This window comes from Streptomyces sp. ID05-39B, assembly GCF_033794725.1.
Lineage (GTDB): Bacteria > Actinomycetota > Actinomycetes > Streptomycetales > Streptomycetaceae > Streptomyces > Streptomyces bobili.
Genome location: NZ_JARGEF010000369.1, coordinates 1 through 5617, shown reverse-complemented (window position 1 = coordinate 5617; position 5617 = coordinate 1). Strand labels below are relative to the sequence as shown.

Annotated in this window: 7 protein-coding genes; 3 read left to right on the top strand and 4 right to left on the bottom strand. The window is 65.6% G+C overall.

The features are described from left to right. Positions 1-87 precede the first annotated feature (87 nt). The 3 genes from P1P75_RS39160 to P1P75_RS39150 all read right to left on the bottom strand — a co-directional run bounded on the left by P1P75_RS39160 (position 88) and on the right by P1P75_RS39150 (position 2133). Positions 88-486, bottom strand: coding sequence for a hypothetical protein (locus P1P75_RS39160; protein ID WP_319264369.1), 399 nt, complete (start codon positions 484-486; stop codon positions 88-90). 142 nt (positions 487-628) lie between these two features. Next, entirely contained in the window at positions 629-1087 is a 459-nt protein-coding gene (locus P1P75_RS39155) for a hypothetical protein (protein ID WP_319264367.1), read from the bottom strand. An 11-nt stretch (positions 1088-1098) separates the two neighbouring features. Continuing rightward, positions 1099-2133: a hypothetical protein gene (locus P1P75_RS39150; protein WP_319264365.1), complete on the bottom strand. Its 1035-nt coding sequence runs from the start codon at positions 2131-2133 to the stop codon at positions 1099-1101. A 244-nt stretch (positions 2134-2377) separates the two neighbouring features. On the opposite strand from P1P75_RS39150, the gene P1P75_RS39145 reads away from it, so the two are divergent. The 3 genes from P1P75_RS39145 to P1P75_RS39135 all read left to right on the top strand — a co-directional run bounded on the left by P1P75_RS39145 (position 2378) and on the right by P1P75_RS39135 (position 4628). Next, positions 2378-3454 carry a site-specific integrase gene (locus P1P75_RS39145; RefSeq protein WP_319264363.1) on the top strand — a complete coding sequence of 359 codons (1077 nt, stop codon included), beginning with the start codon at positions 2378-2380 and terminating at the stop codon, positions 3452-3454. Then, positions 3451-3774 carry a helix-turn-helix transcriptional regulator gene (locus tag P1P75_RS39140; RefSeq protein WP_319264361.1) on the top strand — a complete coding sequence of 108 codons (324 nt, stop codon included), beginning with the start codon at positions 3451-3453 and terminating at the stop codon, positions 3772-3774. Before P1P75_RS39145 ends, P1P75_RS39140 begins: the two co-directional genes overlap by 4 nt. 236 nt (positions 3775-4010) lie before the next feature. Then, a complete protein-coding gene (locus P1P75_RS39135) occupies positions 4011-4628 on the top strand; it encodes a hypothetical protein (RefSeq protein ID WP_319264359.1) in 618 nt (205 codons plus the stop codon). Positions 4629-4733: 105 nt separating this feature from the next. On the opposite strand, the gene P1P75_RS39130 is transcribed toward P1P75_RS39135, so the two are convergent. Then, positions 4734-5276: a recombinase family protein gene (locus P1P75_RS39130; RefSeq protein ID WP_369076356.1), complete on the bottom strand. Its 543-nt coding sequence runs from the start codon at positions 5274-5276 to the stop codon at positions 4734-4736. Positions 5277-5617: the final 341 nt, after the last annotated feature.

The following is a 5617-nucleotide window of genomic DNA, read 5'->3' as shown; positions in this document are numbered from 1 at the left end:
ACCCGGCGTTCGTGATCGGACAACTCCAGCGGCAACGGCTTCGGACCAGGCACCGCCCCACCCTATAACCGCAAGCGAACTATCGACTCAGGACACTAGACGCTCCAAGCGGAGATCTGCGGGCTTGACTCCAATGTGGAAATGGGACTGTTTCGCGGGCATCAGGTCCCCGCCCCACACCACGACACCTTCGCAGTCGGCGAGGATGTCTGTGATGACGACCCGCTCAGTCACGCTCATCCCTGTGTTCTTGACGTCGGCGCCCAGCGGGTAGTGCATGGGGCGGATCACCATGGCAGTGCCCGAGAGACGGTTCGACTCGAACGATGCTCCAACCGTGCGGTCGGTGGTGTGCCCCTGAAGGTCTCCGTCCCTGAGCATGTCGATCTCGTACGCGAACCGGCGGGCGACGTACAGCAGTACCGTTGCCGCGTCGCCGTCAGCCAAGGAGACCTCCACGTCTGTGCCCTCCACCCGATACTTCATGGTGTGGTCGAGGACGGGCCAGCCGTTGGCAGAATGAGACTGCTCCCACGTCTGCTCCCTGGAGCCGGGAGCTGACTGCGCGGGTCCGGCAGTCGTCAGGGTGATTGCTGCCCCAGCTCCGATGCCGAGGCCTAAAGCCCGTCTACGCGTCAGTCTCGTTGTCATGAGGTGCCTTTCTGTCCTTGTAGCGGTTGATGAGAAGCAGGGCGGAGCAGACGCCGAAGCAGACCAGGCCTGCGTACAGCAGAGGCACGACCCAGAACCACACCTCTTGGGTGTTGTGGCCGCTGGTCCAGTGACAGGTGATGGACGGGGGGAAGCTGTCCACACTCACGGAGGTCAGGTGGTAGTCGCGCCCAGCATCCATGTACACGCCGTCGCCGGTCCTGTCCGCGCACACGTCAAGCGGGTTCGTGAATGCGAGCCCGTAGAGGGTTCCGGCCCCATAAGCGGCGATCGCTGCCGCAAGCCCGGTCACGGCCCAGCGGGCCGGCTGCGATGGCTTCCTCCTGGTCACCCACAAGGCGTATGGGAATGCCCCAACGGCAAAGAGGAGGATGGTGATGGCGGGTGGGCCGAAGGTCGTGAAGAGAGACACCATGCACCCGCACGTTACTTCGAGTGGAAGAAGCGTTGCTGGTTGGCCCGGTACTCAGCCCGCCGGATACTTTCCGTGGAGGCGTGCTGTACAAGGTTGTCACCGAACGCGTTGCACCAGTCGTCGAGTTGACCGCTGGGTAGAAGGTGCGGCATCAGAGCGTTCGTGCCCCCGTACGTCTGGATCAAGAGGACGCGGCCACCGACCAAGATCGCTCCGTCCGTGCTGAGGGGAGAGTCGGTCAGGATCTTCTTCGCCTGGGCGGCCGCTTCCTTGGCGGTGGCGCCGAACCGCATATTCACGTAGACCCTGAACCGGGTCAGACCGCCTGTGCCCTTGTAGTGGTCACGGACGGCCTCAACGATGGTCTTGCCGCCTCGCACGGCCTGGGCGATGAGGTAGCCGTCGACGTCTTCGACGAGGTCGGTGAACCCGAACGTGGATGCGACGCTGATCTTGCCCATCTTGTCGCGGATGTAGGTCGCACCGGAGGCGTAGGAGTCGTGGTCGCGCCGCCATTCGCCGTACAGGGTCATCAGGTCGCCGCCCCAGCCGGCGACATCGCCGAGACTGATGTCGCCCTTGGGGTTGGGCTTGGCGTATTGGCCGTTCGCCGTGGCCATCATGTGCTCTGGTCCAAGGTGCTGGCCGGTGAACGGGTCTTTGAACTCACTCCAGATGCTCATGTTGCGGTTGTTCACGTAGGTGACGAAGCCGGAGTCGACTTTCCCGATCAGGCCTCGGAAGGTCGCGTCGTCGTACTTGTCGCTACGGATGTACTCCATGACGAGCCGGTTCGGGTCGCCCTTGCCGTAGGCCTTCGCCAGGTCGAAGAGCGACTGGATGTAGTTGATGAAGTCATCTGCGGGCGATGCTGGCCTATTGATGCTGCGTTGGCCGGCGTCGGGCTGACCGTACCTGGGGGATTTCCACCAGCCACCGGCGGACGGTGGTCCGCCCGCTGTTCCCTGCCGATGCGAGGGTGTTCCGATCCTGCGCACGGCACGCGTCGCCAGCATCGCGATACTCACATCACGGCCGACCGTCAAAGGCTGGTCCCTCTTGATCGGTCCCAGGCCATCACCAGGCCCCGCCGATTCTGACTTGGGTGAGCAATAGTCGCTGAGTTCCCTGCCTCGTCCATGGCTGACCGGTCTCCCGAGCGTGCTTGGACCAGGGCCTGTTACCTCGTTTGGGTGACCGTAGGCAGTTCTGACCCATCTTCGCTTAGGGTGCGCAAGCCTCATCGCTGTCAGGAGTTCTTCACCCTGGCTGAAGCTGAGGAGGCGTGGGTTGGCTCTGGCAGTGGTACGCGATCTGCGTGAGTACCGGGCCCCGGTGAGCGAGGAGGAACTCGCCGAGTTCGAGACCGACGTGCTGGCGGGGTTCGTACTCGCGCGAGCTTCGGCCGGACTGGTCGACAGCACGATCCGCAACGACACCAACCACCTGGAGCTCATCCGGGACTGGTTCGGCCGCCCGCTGTGGGAGATGCAGCCGGCCGACGCCGATGTCTACTTCGGTAAGGTGCTCCGCGACGCCAAGCCCTCGACCCGGACCGGGCGGGCGGGCTCGCTGGTGGTGTACTTCCAGTTCATTGAGCTGCGGCACAAGGTCGAACTGCACAACCTCACCGGCCGCGTGGTCGAGTGCCCCCTGGACGAGATGAACCGGCCACGGGCCTCCGTGGATCCGCAGCTGCGGATCCCACCCAGCGAAGCTGAGATCGAGGAGCTGTTCGCCGGATGGCGCGAGGAACTGGTCTCCTGCCGCAAGTTCGGCACGGCCGCCCGCAACTACGCGGTGGCCCGACTGGCGGCCGACGTGGGGCTGCGGATCAACGAAGCACGCATGCTCGACCTCGACGACGTCCGGTGGGAGCTGGGCCGGTTCGGCAAGCTCAACGTCCGGCACGGCAAGGGATCCCGGAGGCGGGGACCCAAGCCGCGGCTGGTGCCGCTGATCAACGGCGCCGACCGCAACCTGCGATGGTTCATCGAGGACGTGTGGGGCCACTTCGACGCCGACCACACCCGGCCGGGCGCCCCGCTCTTCCCCTCCGAGCGTAAGAACCGGGACGGCTCCTGCTCGCGGGCGACCGCCGACGTCTTCCGCCGGTCTCTGGCCGATGCTGCCACCCAGCACCTGCCCACCTGGGCCGGGAGGCTCACCCCGCACGTGCTGCGGCACTTCTGCGCCTCCCAGCTCTACCTCGCCGGCATGACCCTGTTCGCCATCCAGGAGTTACTCGGACATACCTGGACAGGAACTACGGCCCGGTATATCCACGTCCACGGCACCCACGTCGAAGACGCCTGGGTCGCCGGACAGCAGCGTGCCACCGACCGATGGAAAGGACTGGCCCGATGAAGTGGAACCTTCGCCTGGCGGCCGCCAATCGCGGCATCTGGAAGGCCAGCGAACTCCAGCGGATGCTCGCCGAACGCGGCGTGGTGATCAGCGCGGGAAAGATGTCCGGGCTGTGGTCCGGCCAGCCGAACACCGTCAAGCTCGACGAGCTGGACGTCATCTGCACCGTGCTCGGCTGCGGTGTCGAGGAACTGCTGCTGCCCCAGCCGGAGAAGGTGCCGGAGCCGACACCGGCGACCGACCCGAAGACCGCCGCCGTGGGCCAGCTACGCGCCGTCGCCCCGCGTCCTCGCACCGGCCGGTCCCTGCCACCTCGATGAACTGTGTGCACTGCGGCAAGCCGCTGCCCGAGGGGTCTCGGCGAGACCGCGCCTACTGCGACCACAAATGCCGGGCCCTGGCCTCCTATTACCGGCGCAAGGCGGGCGTCCCGCCCCCGCCACGATGGCAGCACCCCGCTCTGACCTCGGACAGCCCCGTGCTCCGGTCGGCCGCGGCCCAAGCCAAGCAGCTCGGCGAGGTCAATGGATGGTCACCGTCACTCGTGCGGTGCTCGATGGACGGCCTGACGGCGGTGTTAGAGAACCGGCTGGCCGGCAAGCCCGTGAAGCTCACCGAAGTCCGTACGCGAATACCACGACACGCCTCCAGTCATCGGGTCGCCGAGGTCCTCACCGACCTGGAACTCCTTGAAGACGACGGCGCCTTGGCGATCCGCTCCTGGATCGACGACCGCACCGCCGAACTGCCCGCCGGCTTCGCCGCCGACGTCGGCGCCTGGCTGCTGGTCCTGCTCGACGGCGACAGCCGTGCCAAACCTCGGTCCCACACCTGCCTCTACGTCTACTTCGGCTGCGTCCGCCCCGTACTGGAGAATTGGGCGACGACCCGTGGGCACCTGCGCGAGATCACCGTCGCCGACGTCACGGCCGTGGCCACGACGTCCCGTTGGACGTCCATCACCAGAAGTGCGCTGTTCACCATGCTTGCCATCCCTTCTCCGTTGGGAAACAAGCGCAAGTCTGGTGGATCAACCGAGCCGAGAGCGAATGAGTATCCTTCCGATTCAGAGGCGACGAACCCACCGCACTTTCGAGCCTGCCCGCCGAAGACGCCGTGGGTTCCCGGTGAAAGCCCTTCAGTCACGCTGAACTCACGGCCGACGTGCCGGTAAGAACGCTGTCACCAGCCGCAAACGGCGTTGATCAGTCCTCGGGCCTGGTGGGTTGGGGCAGTTCCGGCGTGCTCGGCGCCTCAGCGAGTGCGATGCGACCGCCCTTCAGCTCGGCACGTAGTTGTAGATCGTGTTCCTGGAGACGCCGAGGAGCTTCGCGATCGAGGTGACGGTGTTCTCCGGGCGGGCGAGCAGGTTGCGGGCGTGGCGTACCTGCTCCTCGGTCATGGCCGGCGGGCGGCCGAGTCGGGCGCCGCGGGCGCGGGCGGCCTCCAGGCCCTCGTTGGTGCCCTGCACGATGAGTTCGCGGATGAACTCCGTCAGGGCCGCAAACACGTGGAAGACCAGGCGCCCGCCGGGCGTGGTCGTGTCAAGCGCCTCGTGCAGCGAGGTGAAGCCGACGCCGCGCTTGCGCAGGCCGGACACGATCGCGATGAGGTCCTGGATGGAGCGGCCGAGCCGGTCCAGCGACGGGACGACGAGGGTATCGCCCTCGCTCAGGTAGTCGAGGGCCTTCCACGGTTCCTCGCGTTCGGCGTTCTTGCCGGACTTCTTGTCGGAAAAGATCCGGATACACCCAGCTGCGGTGAGTGCGTGGATCTGCCGGTCGAGCAACTGTCCCTTGGTGGACACGCGCGCGTATCCCACGAGGCTGCCGGTCCGTACGGCCGGAACGGGTGCGAGGAGATCGGCTGTGTCGTCGTCCTGGGGTGGATGCACCCGCCAGATCGTACAGAAAACGGTGCTTCTCAAGTTCTTGAGCACATCGACTTTCTGACACCGTTTTATGGGCATGATCCGGCGTCGATCCGGTCGCGCGCCGCCGCTTACCGATCTTGCTCATCAATCGGTCGATAGATGAGCAGCGGCACCTCGCAAGCGAGCTGAACCGCAAAGAGTCCTTCGCGAAGGACTCTTTGCGAAGGACTCTTTGTGGATTACCGTGCGTCGTATGACTGATGCGGTGGAGAGGCCGGATGGCCCGAACG

Coding starts and splice junctions, on each gene's coding strand:
- P1P75_RS39135 (WP_319264359.1), top strand. CDS start 4,011: ATGGACGGCCTGACGGCGGTGTTAGAGAACCGGCTGGCCGGCAAGCCC.
- P1P75_RS39160 (WP_319264369.1), bottom strand. CDS start 486: ATGAAGTATCGGGTGGAGGGCACAGACGTGGAGGTCTCCTTGGCTGAC.
- P1P75_RS39155 (WP_319264367.1), bottom strand. CDS start 1,087: ATGGTGTCTCTCTTCACGACCTTCGGCCCACCCGCCATCACCATCCTC.
- P1P75_RS39140 (WP_319264361.1), top strand. CDS start 3,451: ATGAAGTGGAACCTTCGCCTGGCGGCCGCCAATCGCGGCATCTGGAAG.